This is a genomic window from Winogradskyella wichelsiae, from assembly GCF_013403925.1.
In the GTDB taxonomy this organism is placed as follows: Bacteria; Bacteroidota; Bacteroidia; order Flavobacteriales; family Flavobacteriaceae; genus Winogradskyella; species Winogradskyella wichelsiae.
This window is the reverse complement of the sequence record NZ_JABFDJ010000002.1, coordinates 353,664-373,680: the sequence shown is the minus strand read 5'-3', so window position 1 is coordinate 373,680 and position 20,017 is coordinate 353,664. Positions and strand designations below refer to the sequence as shown.

The window sequence follows — 20,017 nt, the reverse complement described above, 5'->3', positions numbered from 1 at the left end:
AAAGATAGAAAAGCTTGTTTTATATCTTTAATGTTTTTGTACATAAAGCCTACTTTTTTTATGAATTTCACATCTAAATTACCAAACACAGGGACAACGATTTTTACTGTTATGAGTGCTTTGGCTAAAGAGTATAATGCAATTAATTTATCGCAAGGTTTTCCTAATTATCCTAGTTCTCAGAAACTGAATACTTTGGTTTATGACGCCATGAATAAAGGCTATAATCAATATGCGCCAATGGCTGGTAATTTAGATTTGCGGTTGGCTATAGCTCATAAATATGAGTTATTATATAAAAACAAATACCATCCAGAAAAAGAAATTACAGTAACAGCAGGAGCAACACAAGCTATTTATACAATTATTTCTACATTTATTAGAAAAGATGATGAGGTAGTTATTTTTAAACCCGCTTATGATTGTTATGAGCCTGCAGTTGAAATTAACGGAGGTAAACCAGTTGCTATTCAGTTATCTGCACCAAATTATAAAGTGAATTGGGAAGAGGTTGCTTCAAAAATAACATCTAAAACAAAGATGATTATTATCAATTCACCTCATAATCCAAGTGGGACAATTTGGTCTAAAGAGGATATGCTTCAACTTCAAAAAATAACAATAAACACTAATATTATAATTTTAAGTGATGAGGTTTATGAACATATTATATTTGATGCTGAACAACATCAAAGTGTTTGTTTATTTGAAGATTTAAAACAACGTAGTTTTATTACGGCTTCCTTTGGTAAAACGTTTCATAATACGGGTTGGAAAATTGGGTATTGTTGTGCGCCAGAACAATTAATGTCCGAATTTAGAAAAGTACATCAGTTTAATGTGTTTTCAGTACATCATCCGTCTCAAAAAGGGATTGCGGATTATATGAAAGATGAAGAAAGTTATTTAAGTTTGAATATTTTTTTTCAGCGGAAACGAGATTTGTTCTTAAATTTAATTTCAGAATCTAGATTTAAATTTCAAGCCTCTAAAGGAACCTATTTTCAAGTATTAGATTATAGTGATATTACAGATGAATATGATGTAGATTTTGCGAAACGATTAACAAAAGAATTTAGAATAGCTGCTATTCCATTGTCTGTATTTAATACTAATAATAAGGATGATAAAGTGTTACGGTTTTGTTTTGCAAAAACAGAAGAAACTTTAATACAAGCTGCTGAAATTTTGAATAGGATTTAATGTTAAAACTTTCGTAATGTAGTGACGCTATCAATTCTTTAGTGTCTAACTTATAGAAACAAAAATTATATATAGTATGAAATTTCAATATGTATTTATTTTCTTTTTATTTAGTTTAATGCTGTCTTGTGGTAGTAGTGATCGTGTTATTATGACAGATGGAAAAGTTTATGAAGTAAAAGGTAATTCTTTTAAAAACGACGGTGCCGATGTTACAGAAACTTTATCGGAGGAACGTAAGTCAGAAATAGAAGCGACACTAAAAGCAAATAATAAAGCTAAAGCAGAAGCAGAGCAGTTACAAGAGTCTCTTAAAGCTCAGCAAAAAGAGTTGAAAAAAGCAAAAGAAGAGGCGGAAGTAAAACAAGAAAAACTAGAGGAGCAACAAGAGGCATTAGAAAAAAAGATTGAAGATAAAGAAGATGCACGTAAAGATTTTTTAAAGGCAAAGAAAAGTTTAGATAATCAACAGAAGAAATTTGAAAAATTAAAAGAAAAAGGAAAGCTATCCCCTAATGATGAAGAAAAATGGTCTGAAAAATTGGACGATTTAGAAAAAGAGTTTGAAGAAGCAAAAGAAAAAATGAATAACTTAAATAAATAAAAATTATGAAATATATATTAACTTGTGTAAGTCTAGTGTTTGCGTTGTTTTTAAACGCGCAAGAAGTAACCAAAGAAGGGAAAATCTACGAGGTTAAAAGTGAGAAAATCTTTTTAGAAGGAAAGGATGTGACAGAAACTTTAAGTTTAGAAGAAAAAGCTGTTATTTTTAAAGAAGCGGCTACAATTTCAGAAAAAATTAAAGTAGAAGCAGCAGTAAAATTAGAAGAAGCTAAAGCAAAAGAAGAAGCTAAAGCAAAAGAAGAAGCGGCAAAAGTAAAAGCTGAAGAAGAGAAGGCAAAGGTTGCTGATGCTAAAGCTAAAAAAGAAGAAGAAGAGGCTATAAAGAAAAAGGAAGCAGCTGCAAAAAAGCTTGAAAAAGAAGAAGCTAAAGCAGTAAAGGAAAAAGAAGATGCTGCTAAGGAGTTAGAAAAGGAAAAAAAGGCTGTTGAGAAAGCTGAGAAAAAGGCAGAGAAAGCAGAAAAGAAAGCTGAGAAAGCATTGAAAAAAGAAGAAAAATTAGAAGCTGACTTGGCCAAAGCTGAAGATAAATTAGACAAGACACAAAAGAAATATGAGAAATTAAAAAGAAAAGGTGAATTGTCTCCTGTCGATGAAAACAAGTGGTTGGATAAGATAGGAAAGCTTACTGACAAAGTAAATAAAGCAAAAAGAAAATTATAAATATGTCTAACGTTTTAAACGTAGCTATAATACAAACGTCTTTAATTTGGGAGAACCCAAAGGAAAATAGACGATTACTAAATGATAAGATCAATACCATAACTGGTGTTGATCTTATTGTTTTACCAGAAATGTTTACTTCTGGTTTTACGATGAATCCAACATTAGTTGCAGAAACAATGGATGGAGAAACCATAACATGGTTACAACAATTAGCAAATGAAAAAGATGCGGTTATTATGGGAAGCCTTGTAATTTCTGAAAATAATAACTTCTATAATCGTATGGTTTGTGTAGAACCTTCTGGAAAAATTACGACTTATGACAAACGACATACGTTTACTTTAGCAGGTGAAGATAAAGTATATACTGCTGGTTCAGAAAAAGTAATATTTAGTTATAAAGGTTGGAAAATTTGTCCGTTGGTATGCTACGATTTACGTTTCCCTGTTTGGGCTAGAAATGTTGAGGATTACGACCTTTTGATATATGTTGCTAATTGGCCAAAAGTACGCATTAAAGCTTGGGATGCTTTGTTACAGGCAAGAGCCATAGAGAATATGACGTATTGTATTGGTGTTAATAGAGTAGGTCTAGATGGTAATAATTATGAACATTCAGGACACTCCGTGGTTTACGATGTTTTAGGAAATAGATTAGATCATATTCTTGAAAACGAAGAAACTATAGAAGTCGTTACATTACATAAAGGTGCTATTACTAAATACCGAGAAAAATTAAATTTTTTAAATGATGGTGATCAATTTAGTCTAAAAGTTTAAACTCTATAACAAAATCGAAATTAGCACGTACATCATCTAATTCATCTTTAGGATAACTAACGTGTTCGGGTTGTATGCCTAATAAGAAGTTTCCTGTATCATATTTTTCATTTTTATTAGCATCAAAAATAGCACGTAATTTATATTTTCTTGGTACCAAATTTGTGAAATCTACAATTGGCGATTCTGTGGTATAACGTTCATATAGAACATCTCCTTTTTCGTTAACCAATTGCACTATCATTGGGAATTTTGCATTGATAAGGTTAACTCTAATATTACCATAATCAGATTTCAATTTTGTTCTAATCGTATAGGTCAGCGTATCTTTATTCGTTTCATCATAAAAATCAGTAAACGTACCTGGTAGTAAGGTAAAATCGTATTTCTGATCTTCAGTTTTATTAATAGGAAATTTATATTTATTGTAAATAGAATCGTATTCTACTTTATAAGATACCGTTAGAGAGTCTTTATCTATAACTTTGATTTTGGTAGTATCTATTTTAGATAGAGGTGTATTAGCCTCTAATGTAAAGTTTTGTTCAAAATTTATAGCTCCTTGTACTAAGGCTTTGATTTTTAAAGAGTCGCTTTTTAAAGCTCTAAAACGATGCTTAAAGGTGTCAATCTGTTTTCCGTTAGAAACCGTGAAAAAGGTGGTGTCAATTTCAAATTTTGGCTGGTACCAATAATACAGTGTATCTGTTTCTGTGTCTTTTACTATTCTCGTTTTGTAATCTTCAGGCGTGTCACCTAATACTTGAATTTGAATATCTTTATAATCTCCTTCGTAAGGGAAAATAATTCGTTTTTCCCCATCTTGAGATGGCTTAACAGCCTTGTAGTTGACTTCTTCGTTAAAAAGCTTTATACCATAGATGGAATCTGAAGGTACAGTAATGAAGCTTTCTTTAAATCCTATTTTTTCATCTTTTTGGTTAAACTTGTAGTTCGAATTTTTGTCTTTTAAAGCAATCAATTTGTAAGTGCCTGCTTTTATATTATCAATACTAAAACTTGTAAGGCTATCTAAAGTATTTGTTATATATCTTGGTTTGTCTTTATAAACAATAGAATCGTTATAAGTAGAATCTACTTCGTATAGCATTACAGAAATAAAGCTATCAGGTTTTTGATTTAGTGCATCTTCAACATAACCTTTTACAGAAAGTGAATCAATAGTGTTTCCTGTAGAAAATACGTAGCGATAATAAGGATATGGATTGCTTTCATTATAATCTACAATACTTTCACCAAAGTTAAAAGCGTAAGTCGTATTAGCATCTAAAGTATCTTTTATCTTAATAGAAATTGTTTTACTTGCTCCACTTGCAGGCGCAACCACAGGCGCTGTATCCATTGGTGGTGATACAATAAGTTGTTTCTGAAGATCTTTTATTTGAACATATTCATTAAATTCTATGATAATCTCGTCTCCTTTAAAATTGGTTGAAAAATTTTTAGGATTAGAAGATGTTATTTTAGGAGGTAAAATATCTTTCTCTCCACCAGTTGGAGTTCCTCGGTTTGCACAACTTGCAATACTCACTAAAATTAATAGTAGACCTAAAATTCGGATAAAAGATAAACGCATCTATTTTAAAATAATTTAATACAAAGAAACAACTATAAATTAAAGAAACGAAAAAATCAATCTGCAATTGCCAAGGTGGCGAGACTTAACTTAATATTATCTATTTTTAGTAAAACCGTTGCACAAGCTTCAACTGTTGCACCTGTTGTAATTATATCGTCTACTAATAAAATATGTTTTCCGATTAAAGATTTATTTTCAGAGATATCAAATAAGGCTCCATCATCTTTCCATCGTGTAATTCTAGCTTTGAAAACTTGTGTTTTTGTAGATTTTATTTTTACAAGAACGGTGTCATTGTATTCTGCATTTAAAGCTTTTGCAATTTCTTGGCTAAATTTTGCAACTTGGTTATAACCTCGTTTTCTTAATTTAGATTTATATAGAGGTACTGGTATTACAACATCAATTTTCTTATAAACATCTAATGTAGCTAATTCAGCACCTAGCCATTTGCCAAAAAAATCACCAATATCTTCATGACCTCTGTATTTTAAATTATGAATAATCTGTTGTACAATTCCTTTCTTTGAAAAATGTAATAATGCTGTAGCGTTTTCTAGTTTAACCCTGCCATAAACTGTTTTTTTTACCATATCATTATTATCGAAATGAAAGTTGGTAACAGGCAAATGATGTCTGCAAGAGGTACATAAAACAACCTCATTATCACCTAGAACATTATTACATGCCTCGCAAATCACTGGAAAGAACAAGTTTAACAAGTTTTTCATCACTTAAACGATTAAAATAAGGATTACACTATAAGAACCTTTATTTTGGCTTCAAATTAATAAAATTAATTATGATAGTTAACCCTCAGCTATTAAATTATAGATTAATTATAAGTTCTTTATTAATTGTCTTAACCGTTTTAGGAGCCTATAGTTTTGATAAATACAAATCCATTGAATCTTACGAAACCTTTTTAAATCAAGAAAAAGTTTTAATAGAGACCGAATTATCAGAGCTTTTATCCAGTTACGACGAACTTAGTGAAGATTACAGTCTTATGTCTGCTCAGCTACAACAAGCAAAGCAGGAGACTAAGAATGCATTAGATTCTCTAAGATTACTTAAAGGAGATTTATCTATAATTACTAAATTTAAAGGTCAGCTTGTTGTTTTAAAATCTAAAAGTAAAGTGCTGCTTAGCACGATTGATTCTTTAAATTCTGAAAATGAAAGACTACAACAAGAGAAACGATACGCTTTAAATACTATTAAAGAAAATACAACGACAATTAGTGATTTAGAAAAAACAAACAGTGTTTTAAATAGATCTATTACTGATGCGGCAGTATTAAAAGCTAGTCATATCAATGTGCAATCTTATAAACTTAAGTCTGGTAAGAAACGTTTAACGGAAAAGGCGAGACGTGCCAATGCTATCGATGTCTGCATTACTTTATCAGAGAATATTTTAACATTAAAAGGTAAAAAAGATATTTATATACAAATTGTAAGTCCACAAGGTAATGTTGTTTCAGATAAAGGAGAATTGGTTTTTGGGAATAATACTTTAAATTTCAGTAAGAAAGAAGTTGTTAATTATGCTAATGAAAACATAGAAGTTTGTACAGCTATTATACCAAGTGAAAACGAAAAACCATTAACCAAAGGGCACTACTTTGTTAATGTTTTTCATGAAAATACTAAGCTAGCGAGTACAAGTCTTGTTTTAAAATAATAAATACTTACAATTAACGATATAATTTTTAGAAAACCGTTCTGTTAATCAGAGCGGTTTTCTATTTTTGCAGTATTATGGCAAACGACGATCAATTTAAAAAAGTAATCTCTCACGCAAAGGAGTATGGTTACGTGTTTCAGAGTAGTGAAATCTATGATGGACTTAGTGCAGTGTACGATTATGCTCAAAATGGAGTAGAATTAAAGAAAAATATTAGAGACTATTGGTGGAAGGCCATGGTACAGATGAATGAAAATATTGTAGGTCTTGATGCTGCAATATTTATGCATCCAACCACATGGAAAGCCTCTGGTCACGTAGATGCGTTTAGCGATCCATTAATTGATAATAAGGATTCTAAAAAACGTTATAGAGCCGATGTCTTAGTTGAAGATTATTGCTTAAAAATTGAAGCAAAAATTGAAAAGGAAGTTAAAAAAGCAGAAAAACGCTTTGGTGAATCTTTTAATAAAGAAGAATTTGTTTCTACTAACGGACGTGTTGTAGGTTATCAAGAAAAAATCGATACCATCTTAAAACGTTTAGGTCAGTCTTTAGAAAAAGAAGATTTAGCTGACGTAAAAGCGTTGATTGAAGAGTTGGGTATTGCTTGTCCTGTAGCAGGAAGTAAGAACTGGACCGACGTTAAGCAATTTAACTTAATGTTTGGGACTAAATTAGGTGCTTCAGCAGAATCTGCAATGGACTTATATTTAAGACCAGAAACAGCTCAAGGTATTTTTGTTAATTTCTTAAACGTTCAGAAAACAGGACGTTTAAAGATTCCTTTCGGAATTGCACAAACTGGTAAAGCTTTTAGAAACGAGATTGTTGCTAGACAATTTATTTTTAGAATGCGTGAGTTTGAACAAATGGAAATGCAGTTTTTTATTAAGCCAGGAACACAAAAAAAATGGTTTGAGCATTGGAAAGAAACTAGAATGAAATGGCATTTATCTCTAGGGATGGGCGCTGATAATTACCGTTTTCACGATCATGAAAAATTAGCACATTACGCAGATGCGGCTACAGATATCGAATTCAAATTCCCATTTGGGTTTAAAGAATTAGAAGGAATTCATTCGCGTACAGATTTCGATTTAAAGCAACACGAAGAATTTTCTGGTAAAAAACTTCAGTACTTTGATCAAGAAGATAAAGAAAGCTATACACCTTACGTTTTAGAAACTTCTATAGGTTTAGATCGTATGTTTTTAGCTGTGTTTTCTAACGCTTTAGTAGAAGAAGAGCTAGAAGATGGAAAAACACGTACTGTTTTAAGATTACCAGCAGTATTGGCACCTGTAAAAGCGGCAATATTTCCTTTGTTAGCAAAAGATGGTTTACCAGAAGTTGCAAAACAAATTGTTGAAGATTTAAAGTGGGACTTTAATGTTGCCTACGAAGAAAAAGATACGGTTGGAAGACGTTATAGAAGACAAGATGCTAACGGAACACCATTTTGTATCACTGTAGATCACGATACTTTAGAAGATAATTCAGTTACGATTCGTCATAGAGACACGATGGAACAAAAACGTGTGAAGATTGAAGATTTAAAAGATATTATTAAAGCTGAGGTTGATGTAAAGCATTGGCTAAAGAGAATGAAATAAAATAAGCTTTCAAACATAAAAAAATGCCCAAACTATTAAAGTTTGGGCATTTTTTAGATAAAGTGATTTTATAAAATTTTATCAGCTAAGTAAGTTGCATCTTTTTTTATGCCACCTAAAGTAGCAGAGCCTCTAGTGTGTAACCAAGGTAAACCAATAAAATAAAGCCCTTTTGTAGTGCTAATTCCTCTTTTGTGAATTGGATAACCATCCTTACAAAGCTCAATGTTTCTAATCCATTCAAAATTGGGTTTATAACCTGTAGCCCAAACAATGTTTTTTACATTATTCAGTTCTTTGGTTGCTGTTTTTATGATGTTCTCATCAGTATCAAGTGTGTGGCCCACAACTTCTACATTGTCACGGTTTATAATGCTTTTTACATCCGTACCAATAATAGGTTGCTTCGATTGATTGATTTTTTTACCAATCCAAGATGTTTTACTAAAACTTAAAAATCCTGTTTTAGTAAACCACCACCAAAGGGTTTTTCCTAAAATCTCTTGAGGCAATGTTCTTATGTCTGTGCTCCCCGAAAAATAAGTGGTTTCTGTTGTGTTTTTAGAAACTTCGTCTAAAATTTGAAATCCACTATCTCCTCCACCAACAACTAGAGTAGGCCCCTTTTGTAATTGCTTTGGGCTTTTATAAAAATTGCTATGAACTTGATATATGCTGTTTGAAAGGTTTTTGTGAAATTTGGGGGTAAAAGGAATGTGAAAAGGACCTGTAGCAATAATAACTTGTTTGCAAACGATGTCTTTTTGGTTGGTTTTAATAAGAAACCCATGGTCAATTTTTTCAATACTTTCTGCTAGAGTCTTTAATTGAATAGGGAATTCAAATTTTTTGGCATATTGTTTAAAATAAGATGCTATTTCATATTTATCTGGATAATGACCTTTTGCTGCCGGAAATGGCATTCCTATTAAATGATTAAACTCGGTAGGTGTAAATAGTTTTAAAGAATCCCAACGTTTAAGCCACGAAGCTCCGATTTCTTTTTCTTTATCAATGATTAAAAAATCTTTCTGTTGCTGTTTAAGAAAATAAGCCATAGAGAGACCAGCTTGTGCAGCTCCTACGATTACAAAGTCTTTCATTAATAGTTTTTGTTGGTCTTTGCACAGTATACCGTTTTTAAAAGTTTTATACAAATTAAAGCGGCATATAAAAGTGTTTTATTTCTTAGAAATAAGCTTTTAGTTGAACTGTTCCAGTATGGATCATTTTTGAAGTTTCTGATTTTCGTCCAAAATAATTCAAATTTAAATCTAAATATTTAGTTAGTTTTTTTTGAGCTAATAAACTCCATGTAAAGTTTTTCCCAGCTTGTAAACCTTCAAGCATTTGGTAGGCTACAGGTGTGTTTGAATCACCTTCAAAATCATTTTCAAAAAAGTTGAACTCTCCTGTTAATGCTATTTTTTGTGCGTTGTTATAAGTAAAGGATAGTCCGTAGTTATTCTGTATTAAGGTTTCAAAACTATCTATAGTATTTTCTTTAGAAGTATATTGATAGAAGATATCAAACTGAGCGTTTTCACTAAATAAATAACTTAATTTAGGTTGAAATTGGTATTCATCTAAGTTGTAATTTCTACTCGTAAAATTCTCGCTTTTACTATCGTCATTACTTAAGCTGGCTAACGTGTTAACCAACCAATTAACATCAATTTTATGGTTGAAATTTATCTGATGACTATTTGTTTTATTTTGTTGAATTCCTGTAGTTAGTAAGTTTCTACTTTTATTAGTTAAGTAGGTGTAAGATGTGGTATAGCGTTGTTTTCCTCTATTAAAAAACAAAACATTTCTAATGCTGTAATTTAGGGCAACAAAATCTTCAATGTCTAAATCGTCTTTTAAAGCTTCAAACGGATCTAAATTAAAAGAATTATCTTCTTTATATTTTTCGCTATCTACAATAAATGACGCTTGGTCATAAAAATGCGACCAAAATTGTCTCGTTTTATCTTCTGAAACACTCCAGGTTTGTGGATTAATTGTAACGGTTTGTCCAAAAGTGTTTTGATGGGTTTGTACATAAACTTGGTTAGGTAATAGGACCCTAACGTAACTCCCTTGATCAGTAAATTGTGCAATTTCAAACTCGTCTAATTCCTGAATGCCATTCTCGTTGTAATCAATCCAAGTGTAAGCTCCTTGTCCGGCTTCAACTTCTACATAAGTAAAGTCTTGTTGTGCTAAAGTTCCAGAATTGGTTTCGTAACTAGTATTTAAAATAACAAGATTTTTCCATAATTTTTGATTAAAAGTCAAGCGGCTATTAAAGCTTTGCTCGTTTTCTGTGCTGCTATCTTCGGATTTTAAATCTCTATAATTTAAAAATAATTGAAGGCTTGTATTTTTATTTTGAACGAGGCGTGATTTTAAATAATAAGTATTAGAGCTATTTACACGTTTAAGATTATTACTTCGTAAACTGTCGTTAAAACGTTTAATATACCCCACTTCTGCATAAACTTTTGTGCTGTCTCCGATACCAACAAAAGCTTCGTAAGATTTAAATTTTTGACTTAATTCGGTTAATGAATCTGTTTCTATGGCTCGTTGCTCATTGTCTTCAGTTGAGAATTTTATGCCTGTCCATTTGTCGTTCTTTCCGTAAGTGACATTATTAAAGGATCTTAAGAATGTAGAACGATTAATAGTGCTTTCATTGTTTAGAAGACTGGAGTTTGAATAAATTTTGAAATCGCCCAGTCTTAAATTAGCAGAAACGTTGTGGCGGTTTCCAATGAAGTTTTCAGAATAGTTTAAATGTTCAAAATTATAAGTAACAACCCCTTTTTTTATGTGCGATAAACTTAGTCCGGAAGTAAATAATAATTGGTTTCCATAGTCTAAAGTTTCGTCTGTTGTTTCAGAGGTGTCTAAATTCCAATCGCGCGTAAATTCTGCTCTATATAGACGTTCTATCGTATTGAAGTTTTTTTGAATAAAATCAGCATCAACCAAAGCAGAAAGGTTCCAAAGGCTATCCGATTTTATAAGATTTTGATTCAAAGTAAATTTTCCCGCATAACCATCATTGTTATCATCATCTAAATTTGAAAATAAGTTATCATCCTTTTTACTTCCTGCCAATTCAAAAAAGATATTGGTTTTTGTACTGGGATTGTATTGGCCGTTAATTGTTGCTATTTGTAAACGTTCTGGCGCAATTAATTGCGTGATAGGTTCATAATTTCCTTGTGGAACACCAGAAATTGGTGCTACATATTCATAAATATTATTAATCGCATTTGTGTTGCTTAATATATAATTTCCTTCATTTGTTCCTACAAAAGTAAAGGTGAGGCTGTACAATTCGTCTTCAGAATTATTAGAGTAAATATATATTTCTTCTGTTCCTATAAATTCTTTTCGGTATAAAATTCGATTCTCAGAATACGTTGTGAGTGATGCTGAAGATGCAGACATTAAGTCTACGTCATCACCAGCATTAGCTAAAATTTGAGTTTGTTCTGTAGATAAATTTTGCTGTAGCGGTTGGTTTTTAGCATCGCTTTCAGAGTAAACAGAAACATTTAATTTTAAGGTTTCTGTTACAAAATTAGCACCGCCAAAAACAGTAAATCTAGAATAATTACGTTCGCTAAATTGGTAATCGACTGTAATTCGCATTTCTGAAGTTATAGGAAATGTAGAGTTGAAAATTATTTCGCCTGCACTATAATCAATTACATAATCGTTGTTTTCACCACGTTCTAAAGGTACACCATTCACGTAAACGGTTTCACTTCCAGAAACGACTAGAACATAAAGTTCATCATTAGAACCTGTTAACTTATAGGGGCCTTGGTTACCTTCTTCTCCTGTAAATTGTGTGGTTGTAAACTGTCCGCGTACTAAAGCACCAGAAGCAAAAACAGAGGTTTTATCACTTAAATTGGCATTGACTAATAATCCTTGTACACGTTTTGAAAAATTAGCGAAATAACTTTTGGTATTTTCTAAATCAATATCCCCTGCTCTAATATTCCAATCATCACTAAATAATTCAATAAATACTTGGTCAAATTCATCTAAGCTTTGTGAATAGCCACTCTCTTGAAGCGGAATATTAGCATCTTGTATGGAAGCCCTAAGTGTAACTTTGTCACTTAGTTTTCCTGAGATTTGTAGATCGAGTTCACTATTTAATACTGAATTCTGATTATTTCCTATGGTAATTCCACGAGAAATACTTCCAGAGGTGGTAAGTCCATCAAAAGGTGTAAATGTGTTGTTTTTTGTACTGTTCTGTAAGCTATATAATTGACGATACCCATTAGAAGAACGGTCTATAACAACAGCATCATCTAATTGTTTATATACTTTAGTTAAAAACTTGGGGTAGCGCAAGTATTCAATTTTAATGGTGTCTATTTCAGTCGGAAGCTTAAAACGCAATATTGATCTAGCGAAGTCAACTTCATATAAAGTAGAATCTATGACCTTATTATCTTTGGTTAATATTTTAAATCGAGATGGATTAATACTTACAGAGTCAATTTGAATAGAATCGTTTACAGCAACTTTTTTTTGTCTAAAATTACCATCCTGATCCTGGGAAAACCCCAAGGTGGTAGACAGAATGAATATAAAAAGTAGAGCAAACTTCATGTGGAATAATAACTGTTTAAAGCTAAAAATATTTTATCGTTAAATGCAGTATAAAATTATAGGGTAAAAGTACAGTATTATTTAATTTAGCAGTTAATCTGAAAATGACGAAATGAAACGGACATATTTAGAGTTTTATCACCTAAAAGCGTGATTAATTGTAAGTAGTTTGCAGGCATTAATAAACAATAAATTTAAACACATGAAAATAGTTTCTTATAACGTAAACGGTATCAGAGCAGCAATAAACAAAGGATTTATAGAGTGGTTAAAAGCCACAGGCCCTGATGTTATTTGTTTGCAAGAAATTAAAGCGATGGAAGAACAACTCGATTTAGATTTGTTTACCGAAGCAGGTTATAATTTTAATTATTGGTTTAGTGCTCAGAAAAAAGGATATAGTGGTGTAGCGGTTTTATGTAAAAAAGAACCTAAGCATATAGAATTTGGAACCGGAATAGAATCTATGGATTTTGAAGGTCGAAATATAAGAGTAGATTATGATGAGGTTTCTGTAATGAGTATGTATTTGCCTTCAGGAACTAATGCCGCTAGATTATCTCATAAGTTTGAATATATGAACCTTATTCAACAGTATTTAATAGAGCTACAAAAAGAAAAACCAAATTTGGTGGTTTGTGGCGATTATAATATTTGTCATGAAGAAATTGATATTCATAACCCTAAAATGAAAGGTGTTTCTGGGTTTTTACCAGAAGAGCGCGAATGGTTAGGGGAATTTGTAGAAAGTGGATTTGTAGATAGTTTTAGATTCTTACATCCAGAGCGTCAAGAATATTCTTGGTGGAGTTACAGAGCAAATTCTAGAGCAAACAATAAAGGTTGGCGATTAGATTATGCGATGGTAAGCGCACCGTTACAAGAAAAAATAAAACGCAGCGTTATATTAACCGAGGCCGTGCACAGTGACCATTGTCCTATTTTATTAGAACTCGATCTTTAAAAATTAAATTAGACTCCAAACAACAATTTATATAACATCATTTAATACAAGAATCATGATTAAAAAACTTTCAATATTAGCCTTAACCATTACTTTATTCACATCGTGTGTGTCTAAAAAAATATATACAGAACTTGAAGACAAGTATGCCGATTTAAAACAAGAAAATAGAGGTTTATCTGATGAGTTGGAAACATTGTCTGGAGATAAAATACAATTGACTAATGATTTAAATGATTTACAGAAATCTTATGATGAAGCTGTTGCTGAGCGCGATAAATTGCAATCAGATTATGCTGCTGCCAAATCTAATTTAGAAACTTTAAAGGCATCTTATCAAGCTTTAGAAGAAAATAGTTCAGCTTCTATAGCCAAAAATTCACAGAAAAATAGAGAACTCTTAGCAGAATTAGAGGCAAAAGAACAAGCATTAGCTGCAGAAATTGAACGTCTAAATACACTGAAACAAGAATTAGAGAGCCGCTCACAACGTGTTGCAGAATTAGAAAACGTAATAGCAAGTAAAGATGCAGCAATGCGTAAATTAAAAGATGCAATTTCTAAAGCCTTAACTAATTTTGAAGGTAAAGGGTTAACGGTTGAGCAACGCAACGGAAAAGTCTACATTTCAATGGAAAACAAATTATTATTTGAATCTGGAAGTTGGTACGTAGGATCACAAGGAAAACAAGCCGTAAAACAATTAGGGAGTGTTTTAGCTGAAAACCCTGAGATTTCTGTATTAATTGAAGGACATACAGATAATGTACCCTATAAAGGAAATGCACAATTAAGTGGTAATTGGGATTTATCTGCAAAACGTGCTACAGCTATTGTAAATATCTTAAGAGAAAATGATGCTATTAATCCTGAGAATTTAACAGCGGCTGGTCGTGGTGAATATGCGCCAGTTGCAACTAATGATACTTCAGAAGGTAAAGCTAAAAACAGAAGAATTGAAGTGATTTTAACACCTAAGTTAGATGAGATTTCTAAGCTTTTAAATGATATCTAATAAATTAGGGTATTTTTATATTTAATATCAAACTTTTACGAATTAGAAATAATAGATATAAAATATGAAAATTAAAATCTTAGTATTAATTGTGTCTTGTTATCAGTTAACAGCTTTTTCTCAAAATTTTAAAGGAAGTTTACCTTATAAACAAGATAACCTTTGGGGTGTTATTGACACAACACAGCAAATTATAATAGAACCACAATATAAGCGGTTAAGGGTGCTAGGAGATTTAGATTATGTTCAATTTGATGGTAAACAACTTTTTGATATTAATAAAGGTGTTAAAATAGATTCAGAAGGAATTTACGCTAACGGTATAACTATTGAAGAGCATCGTTATTTTTTATTCAATACGGATGAAAAATCAACCTTAATAGATTTAAAGCGACAGGATACAATCAATTTATCTCTAAAATATGATAGAATGTATAATGTAAGCTTGTTAGACCCTAAGACAAATAAGAAGCGTGATTATATTGTAGGTGCATTAGCTTCTAGAAAGATGGTGTTATTAAAAAACAATAAAGATTTACCATTAGCTGCTCAAAAAAAGTTTGATGAATTTGACTTTGTTTATGGTGAAGATTATCGCTCTTTTCATTTGTTCATTGGTAAGGTAAAGAATAAGTCTTATGTGTATAATAGTGAATTAAGGTTAATTAGATCTGTTGTAAATACAGATGAATATGAGGTGATGTCAATGGATCAATTAGATGTGCTTGCTAAAACGCTTAAATTTGATAAACTCAGATTAAAATGTTTTTCATGTGCAGAAGTTCAAAGTAGTTTTTGGAGTTTTTCAGATGATCCAATTTTACCTGAAATATTTACTGTAGAATACAAAAACAATCGATTATTTGTGACCTATAAACCTACAGAAGGTGATAAAATAGAGGTGTCACCAGAACTATTATACGGTAATGAATTTATTGGAGATGTAGAAACTTTGGGGTTTGGCAAAAATGAAGTTATTGTAGATTATAGGTATGTAAAAACTAAAATGTTGATGTTTCCGGAGTCAGAATTAAAACAGATAAAAAATTAGATTCAACTAAAATAATCCCTTTTTATGGGAAATGCTATGAAATACACAACATTACCAAATACAGATATAAAAGTTAGTAAAATTTGTCTGGGAACCATGACTTGGGGAAACCAAAACACCCAAGAAGAAGGGTTTTCTCAAATGGATTTAGCATTAGATAAAGGTGTTAATTTCTTTGATTGTGCAGAACTTTACCCAGTTCCTGCAGAAGAAAAAACCTATGCAGCAACGGAACGCATTATCGGTAATTGGTTTGCAAAATCAGGAAATAGAGATAAGGTTGTTTTAGCTACAAAAATTGCAGGAACAGGAGATTATACAGCACATATTAGAACTAATGGTTTTAGTAAAGATGCCCTTAATGAAGCTGTAGAAAACAGTCTAAAACGCCTTAAAACAGATTACATAGATTTATACCAATTACATTGGCCAGAACGTAATACAAACACATTTGGTACACGTGATTATACACCAGATACTGACGATCAGTGGGAAGATAATTTTAATGAAATTCTTCAAAGTTTAGATGCCATTGTAAAATCGGGTAAAATTAGACAAGTTGGTATTTCTAATGAAAAAGCTTGGGGAACCATGCGTTATCTAGAAGAATCTAAGCAGCATAGTTTACCTCGAATGATTACCATTCAAAATGCCTACTCTTTAATAAATAGGGTTTTTGAAGGTGATATGGCAGAGGTTGCTCATCGCGAGGATATTGGACTCTTAGCATATTCGCCAATGGCATTTGGTGTATTATCTGGAAAGTACATTAAGGGTACTGCTGCAGATGATGCGCGTTTAAAATTATTTCCAAGATTTTCACGTTATAATAGTGCGCAAGCCACAGAGGCCACTAAGCGCTATTTAAAAATTGCGGAAGATAATAATTTATCGTTAGCACAAATGGCTTTAGCCTTTGTGAATGAAAGGCCATTTATTACCAGTAATATTATTGGAGCAACCAATCTTAGTCAGTTAACAGAAAATATTGAGAGTATTAATATTTCATTGTCAGATGAGGTTATGAAAGCGATTAACGCGGTGCATGCAGAGATTCCTAATCCAGCACCATAATATTGAAATAAACAAAATTAAAAAAGCACGTATGAAAATACGTGCTTTTTTTAGATCTTAATCTGACGATTAATTTGTTCTTGTAAAGAAATAAATGTTTCTGTTCTAGAAACCCCTTTAATACTTTGTATTTCAGAATTAAGGACATGCATTAAATGCTCATTATCTCTAGAAAGTATTTTAATGAAAATTGACCAGTTACCTGTGGTATAGTGACATTCAATTACTTCTGGTATTTTTTGTAATTGTTTTACAGCTTCAGGATTACTAATGGCCTTATCAAGATATACGCCAACAAAAGCCATGGTGGTATATCCTAAGACTTTAGGGTTGATTATAAATTTAGACCCAGCAATCAATCCCGATTTTTCTAATTTCTTTAGACGCTGATGTATTGCAGCACCAGAAATACCGACATTACGTGCAATTTCAAGAATTGGAGTTCTTGCATCTTGCATTAAGGCTCTTAGTATTTTTTTGTCAATACCGTCTATGTAAATACCATTCTCATTAACCTTCATTGGTCGCTTTGTTTATAAAATGACAGGTTCGTAATAACAAGTCAATTATAAGTCATTTAAAATTTAATCTTCGTATTCTAATTCTGTAAATGAGCCACCTAAAGTTGTACTGTTTTCTCCGTTTATAGTAGATGCTGAGATATTAAAAGTTCCAGAAAGCAAACGAATTCCTGCTTCAGTAGGGTGTGTTCTATTTTCTGTAATTGTAACGTTACCTGTTGTAGAATAGTAGCTGGTTTGTGGATTAGATTGTCTTATAAGTGCATAAGTTACAGAATTATTAGAGTCTACATCTCCCATTGTTTTTACTGTTCCAGAATCAAAACCTCCAGTGCTATTTAGAAATAATGTAATCTGTTCACCACTAGTATCTGAAGCTTCAATACTCAAGGTGTTATTTGTTCCTGTTATAATTTGAGAAATACCATCGTTAAATGAATAATTATTGTAAGTGCCTCCATCTATAGTTGCACTTACTCCTGGGTCTTCATTAAGTGGTGATGTGTTCTCTCCATCATCATCGCTACTGCAAGACATAAAACAAATTATTAAAATAAAAATGGGTAATTGACGTAGGTTTTTCATGTGTTTTCGATTTGGTTTAAGTATTAATTTGGTTATAAATAAATAAGACGGACAATATACAATTTATTTTATAACCGTTTATTTGGTGTTGACTTTTAATAAAAAAAGTTAATGACTCTCAATTTTAAACATTTAAAGGGTTATAACCTAAATAGGGGACATCATATTCTTTAAAGACAATATCGTAAGCTTCTAATTCTTTTAAAATTGGAGTATAAACTTCTTTGGTAATCGGAATTTGAACACCTGGAGTTTTTATTTTTCCATTTAATATGGCTAACGTTGCTATAGCTACAGGTAAACCAACCGTTTTAGACATCGCAGTATAAGTTTGGTCATCACCAAGTGTTACCATAGTGGCATCAATTTGGTGTTTTTCACCGTTAAGTTCGTAGCCAAACTTATGATACATTACAATCATATCTTTATCGTCAGAATTAAGCGTCCAACTATCCATTAAAATTTGTTGTAGAATTTGAGCAGGCGTTCCTTTGTCTAATGTCACCATTTTTTCAGGATTGAAAATATCGAGTTCTAAAAATTTGTCCCAAACCATATCATCTTGGTCAATTTTAAGCGCATGTCTAAACTTTAGTTCTACAGAATCTGTTGGGCTATAGGGTAAAAATGCATTTACAAAATCGCGATAACTCATGTTAATACTATCATCAATAGTATAGCTGTCATCGGTCATTCCTAATTGTACAAAAACATTCCATGCTCTACTAAATCCTACACGTCTAATAGTACCACGGTACAGCGTTTTTACGTGTTCTAATCCATAAACTTCTTGGTATTTTAAAGAGTCTCTATTGGCATAGCCTTCAAATCTTCCATATTCTTCAACATCTAAAAATTCAGTACGTCTAAATAATCTATTGTAAGGAATGTATTTAAATTGATCTTCTTGTAAAAATTTAGCTGCACCGCCTTGTCCTGCCACCACCACATTTCTAGGATTCCAGGTGAATTTATAATTCCAAAGGTTGTTATCACTTTCAGGTGCAACTAAACCCCCCGTAAAAGATTCAAATAAAATCATTTTTCCGCCTTTATCCCTAATGCGGTCAATAACATGCATGGCACTCATATGGTCAATACCTGGATCTACCCCAATCTCATTCATAAAAATAAGGTTGTTGGCTTTAGCATCTTCATCTAAGGCTTGCATCTCTGGGCTTACGTAAGAAGCCGTTACCATGTTTTTTTTGTAAGTAATACAATCTTTAGCTACCTCAATATGAAAACGAGCAGGAAGCATTGAAATAACAATATCTGCTTTTTTTACAGCAGCAGTTCTAGATTCTGAATTAAAAACATCTAAGGGAATAACTGCTGTGTTAGGATGAGATCCAACGAGTTTTTTTGCGTTTTCTACATTAAGATCTCCTATGGTAAGATGTAGTTTTTCTGTTTTAGAATGGTCTAGTAAATATTTTATAAGATAAGAGCAAGATTTACCTGCTCCGATAATTAATATGTTTCGCATAATGAGTATATATGACTAAATTTGTGTCCTACGAAAATAAGAAATACAATAAGTAATAAAGAGGCAAACCACATTTATCTTATGAACAAGAAGCTATTAGTTACCGGATCTATTTTTGGAATTTTAGGGATTATTTTAGGAGCATTTGCGGCTCATGGTCTTCAAAAATTAGTTGGTGTAGATGCTATTCAAACTTTTGAAACAGGTGTGCGATATCAACTTTATCATGCCTTTTTTCTACTAATTATAGGAAGTACCTCTATGGTGAGTTTAAAAATGAAAAAGATTATTTTCTATTTTATCCTTTTTGGTGTCATATGCTTTTCTGGCTCTATTTATGGATTGGCAACAAATGTACTTTCGGCTTTTAACTTTAAGACGATTGCCTTAATTACTCCATTAGGAGGTTTGTTCCTTATTATTGGATGGGTGTTGTTATTGGTCGGTATAATTACAAATAAGGTTAATTAAATGCATTCAAATGTGGTGTTTCAAAATAATATTTTAG

The 20,017-nt window shown here is 31.7% G+C and carries 18 protein-coding genes; 11 read left to right on the top strand and 7 right to left on the bottom strand.

Annotated elements, in window-relative coordinates; all coding sequences use genetic code 11:
• Positions 1–60 precede the first annotated feature (60 nt).
• The 4 genes from HM985_RS05265 (at position 61) to HM985_RS05250 (ending at position 3,272) form a co-directional block, all read left to right on the top strand.
• Positions 61–1,203, top strand: coding sequence for a methionine aminotransferase (locus HM985_RS05265; RefSeq protein WP_179375246.1), 1,143 nt, complete (start codon positions 61–63; stop codon positions 1,201–1,203).
• A gap of 76 nt (positions 1,204–1,279) precedes the next feature.
• Positions 1,280–1,807, top strand: coding sequence for a hypothetical protein (locus tag HM985_RS05260; protein ID WP_179375245.1), 528 nt, complete (start codon positions 1,280–1,282; stop codon positions 1,805–1,807).
• 5 nt (positions 1,808–1,812) lie between these two features.
• A complete protein-coding gene (locus tag HM985_RS05255) occupies positions 1,813–2,490 on the top strand; it encodes a hypothetical protein (RefSeq protein WP_179375244.1) in 678 nt (225 codons plus the stop codon).
• A 2-nt stretch (positions 2,491–2,492) separates the two neighbouring features.
• Positions 2,493–3,272, top strand: a complete 780-nt coding sequence (locus HM985_RS05250) for an amidohydrolase (RefSeq protein WP_179375243.1) — start codon at positions 2,493–2,495, stop codon at positions 3,270–3,272.
• On the opposite strand, the gene HM985_RS05245 is transcribed toward HM985_RS05250, so the two are convergent.
• Both HM985_RS05245 and HM985_RS05240 read right to left on the bottom strand, forming a co-directional pair.
• Positions 3,256–4,869, bottom strand: a complete 1,614-nt coding sequence (locus HM985_RS05245; protein WP_179375242.1) for an Ig-like domain-containing protein — start codon at positions 4,867–4,869, stop codon at positions 3,256–3,258. The two genes, HM985_RS05250 and HM985_RS05245, sit on opposite strands and share 17 nt — an antisense overlap.
• Positions 4,870–4,925: 56 nt before the next feature.
• On the bottom strand, positions 4,926–5,603 hold the full coding sequence (locus tag HM985_RS05240) for a ComF family protein (protein ID WP_218843370.1): 678 nt from the start codon (positions 5,601–5,603) through the stop codon (positions 4,926–4,928).
• A 71-nt stretch (positions 5,604–5,674) separates the two neighbouring features.
• On the opposite strand from HM985_RS05240, the gene HM985_RS05235 reads away from it, so the two are divergent.
• Entirely contained in the window at positions 5,675–6,559 is an 885-nt protein-coding gene (locus HM985_RS05235; protein WP_179375240.1) for a hypothetical protein, read from the top strand.
• A gap of 77 nt (positions 6,560–6,636) precedes the next feature.
• The gene (locus HM985_RS05230) at positions 6,637–8,178 is read left to right on the top strand and encodes a glycine--tRNA ligase (protein ID WP_179375239.1); all 1,542 of its coding nucleotides are present in this window, start codon (positions 6,637–6,639) and stop codon (positions 8,176–8,178) included.
• Between the two features lie 68 nt (positions 8,179–8,246).
• Here HM985_RS05230 and HM985_RS05225 read toward each other — a convergent pair whose 3' ends face one another.
• Complete coding sequence (locus tag HM985_RS05225) at positions 8,247–9,281, bottom strand: flavin-containing monooxygenase (RefSeq protein WP_179375238.1); 1,035 nt, start codon at positions 9,279–9,281, stop codon at positions 8,247–8,249.
• Between the two features lie 85 nt (positions 9,282–9,366).
• Positions 9,367–12,810 (bottom strand): hypothetical protein, encoded by a 3,444-nt coding sequence (locus HM985_RS05220; RefSeq protein ID WP_179375237.1) that lies wholly within the window; start codon positions 12,808–12,810, stop codon positions 9,367–9,369.
• Between the two features lie 202 nt (positions 12,811–13,012).
• Between HM985_RS05220 and HM985_RS05215 the strand changes: the two genes are divergently transcribed.
• The 4 genes from HM985_RS05215 to HM985_RS05200 all read left to right on the top strand — a co-directional run bounded on the left by HM985_RS05215 (position 13,013) and on the right by HM985_RS05200 (position 16,914).
• Positions 13,013–13,774, top strand: a complete 762-nt coding sequence (locus HM985_RS05215; protein ID WP_179375236.1) for an exodeoxyribonuclease III — start codon at positions 13,013–13,015, stop codon at positions 13,772–13,774.
• Positions 13,775–13,829: 55 nt separating this feature from the next.
• Positions 13,830–14,789, top strand: a complete 960-nt coding sequence (locus HM985_RS05210; protein ID WP_179375235.1) for an OmpA/MotB family protein — start codon at positions 13,830–13,832, stop codon at positions 14,787–14,789.
• 64 nt (positions 14,790–14,853) lie between these two features.
• Complete coding sequence (locus HM985_RS05205) at positions 14,854–15,840, top strand: hypothetical protein (RefSeq protein WP_179375234.1); 987 nt, start codon at positions 14,854–14,856, stop codon at positions 15,838–15,840.
• Positions 15,841–15,876: 36 nt separating this feature from the next.
• A complete protein-coding gene (locus HM985_RS05200) occupies positions 15,877–16,914 on the top strand; it encodes an aldo/keto reductase (protein WP_179375233.1) in 1,038 nt (345 codons plus the stop codon).
• A gap of 50 nt (positions 16,915–16,964) precedes the next feature.
• Here the strand turns inward: HM985_RS05200 and HM985_RS05195 are convergent, their stop codons facing one another.
• The 3 genes from HM985_RS05195 to HM985_RS05185 all read right to left on the bottom strand — a co-directional run bounded on the left by HM985_RS05195 (position 16,965) and on the right by HM985_RS05185 (position 19,509).
• Positions 16,965–17,435, bottom strand: a complete 471-nt coding sequence (locus HM985_RS05195; protein ID WP_179375232.1) for an Lrp/AsnC ligand binding domain-containing protein — start codon at positions 17,433–17,435, stop codon at positions 16,965–16,967.
• A 63-nt stretch (positions 17,436–17,498) separates the two neighbouring features.
• Positions 17,499–18,020, bottom strand: coding sequence for a DUF6252 family protein (locus HM985_RS05190; RefSeq protein WP_179375231.1), 522 nt, complete (start codon positions 18,018–18,020; stop codon positions 17,499–17,501).
• A 124-nt stretch (positions 18,021–18,144) separates the two neighbouring features.
• Positions 18,145–19,509: a saccharopine dehydrogenase family protein gene (locus HM985_RS05185; RefSeq protein WP_179375230.1), complete on the bottom strand. Its 1,365-nt coding sequence runs from the start codon at positions 19,507–19,509 to the stop codon at positions 18,145–18,147.
• A gap of 81 nt (positions 19,510–19,590) precedes the next feature.
• Between HM985_RS05185 and HM985_RS05180 the strand changes: the two genes are divergently transcribed.
• The gene (locus HM985_RS05180; protein WP_179375229.1) at positions 19,591–19,980 is read left to right on the top strand and encodes a DUF423 domain-containing protein; all 390 of its coding nucleotides are present in this window, start codon (positions 19,591–19,593) and stop codon (positions 19,978–19,980) included.
• Positions 19,981–20,017 lie beyond the last annotated feature (37 nt).

Coding starts and splice junctions, on each gene's coding strand:
- HM985_RS05200 (WP_179375233.1), top strand. CDS start 15,877: ATGAAATACACAACATTACCAAATACAGATATAAAAGTTAGTAAAATT.
- HM985_RS05225 (WP_179375238.1), bottom strand. CDS start 9,281: ATGAAAGACTTTGTAATCGTAGGAGCTGCACAAGCTGGTCTCTCTATG.
- HM985_RS05180 (WP_179375229.1), top strand. CDS start 19,591: ATGAACAAGAAGCTATTAGTTACCGGATCTATTTTTGGAATTTTAGGG.
- HM985_RS05260 (WP_179375245.1), top strand. CDS start 1,280: ATGAAATTTCAATATGTATTTATTTTCTTTTTATTTAGTTTAATGCTG.
- HM985_RS05250 (WP_179375243.1), top strand. CDS start 2,493: ATGTCTAACGTTTTAAACGTAGCTATAATACAAACGTCTTTAATTTGG.
- HM985_RS05185 (WP_179375230.1), bottom strand. CDS start 19,509: ATGCGAAACATATTAATTATCGGAGCAGGTAAATCTTGCTCTTATCTT.
- HM985_RS05245 (WP_179375242.1), bottom strand. CDS start 4,869: ATGCGTTTATCTTTTATCCGAATTTTAGGTCTACTATTAATTTTAGTG.
- HM985_RS05230 (WP_179375239.1), top strand. CDS start 6,637: ATGGCAAACGACGATCAATTTAAAAAAGTAATCTCTCACGCAAAGGAG.
- HM985_RS05240 (WP_218843370.1), bottom strand. CDS start 5,603: ATGAAAAACTTGTTAAACTTGTTCTTTCCAGTGATTTGCGAGGCATGT.
- HM985_RS05215 (WP_179375236.1), top strand. CDS start 13,013: ATGAAAATAGTTTCTTATAACGTAAACGGTATCAGAGCAGCAATAAAC.
- HM985_RS05190 (WP_179375231.1), bottom strand. CDS start 18,020: ATGAAAAACCTACGTCAATTACCCATTTTTATTTTAATAATTTGTTTT.
- HM985_RS05220 (WP_179375237.1), bottom strand. CDS start 12,810: ATGAAGTTTGCTCTACTTTTTATATTCATTCTGTCTACCACCTTGGGG.
- HM985_RS05210 (WP_179375235.1), top strand. CDS start 13,830: ATGATTAAAAAACTTTCAATATTAGCCTTAACCATTACTTTATTCACA.
- HM985_RS05205 (WP_179375234.1), top strand. CDS start 14,854: ATGAAAATTAAAATCTTAGTATTAATTGTGTCTTGTTATCAGTTAACA.
- HM985_RS05265 (WP_179375246.1), top strand. CDS start 61: ATGAATTTCACATCTAAATTACCAAACACAGGGACAACGATTTTTACT.
- HM985_RS05235 (WP_179375240.1), top strand. CDS start 5,675: ATGATAGTTAACCCTCAGCTATTAAATTATAGATTAATTATAAGTTCT.
- HM985_RS05255 (WP_179375244.1), top strand. CDS start 1,813: ATGAAATATATATTAACTTGTGTAAGTCTAGTGTTTGCGTTGTTTTTA.
- HM985_RS05195 (WP_179375232.1), bottom strand. CDS start 17,435: ATGAAGGTTAATGAGAATGGTATTTACATAGACGGTATTGACAAAAAA.